Genomic DNA, 436 nt, shown 5'->3' on the forward strand with positions numbered 1-436 from the left:
ACCTGTGAAGATGTTTATGCACACGATGGTGCTTTGGTTATTTCCAAAGGTGAGTTGATTGATGAAAAGCTTGCTAACTTGATCGATGCCAAAGGGGTTGACCATGTTTTGGTTCGTTCGCCGATGACTGGCGAAACCAAGTTCGGTATCTGTCAGCAGTGTTACGGTCGTGATCTGGCACGCGGTCACCTGGTGAACATGGGTGAAGATGTCGGAGTTATGGCGGCACAGTCGATCGGTGAACCTGGTACTCAGTTGACCATGCGTACCTTCCATATCGGTGGTACCGCTTCCGGTTCGGCAGCTCAGAGTTCGATCGAAGTGAAGCACGCCGGTACGATCAAGTGGGATAACTTGAAGGCCATTACTAACTCTGAAGGGAATATTGTCGTTACTTCTCGTTCAGGTGAGGTTTCGGTTCTGGATGCAACCGGTC

General features: G+C 50.0%; 1 protein-coding gene. It reads left to right on the plus strand.

Annotation, left to right across the window (positions count from 1 at the left end):
• Nucleotides 1-123 precede the first annotated feature (123 nt).
• Nucleotides 124-436, plus strand: a 313-nt coding sequence (locus tag HZ297_RS11840; protein ID WP_281357452.1) for a DNA-directed RNA polymerase subunit beta', incomplete at its 3' end; no start/stop codon positions are given.

It is taken from the genome of Thiomicrorhabdus cannonii, assembly GCF_013391695.1.
Taxonomy (GTDB): Bacteria; Pseudomonadota; Gammaproteobacteria; order Thiomicrospirales; family Thiomicrospiraceae; genus Thiomicrorhabdus; species Thiomicrorhabdus cannonii.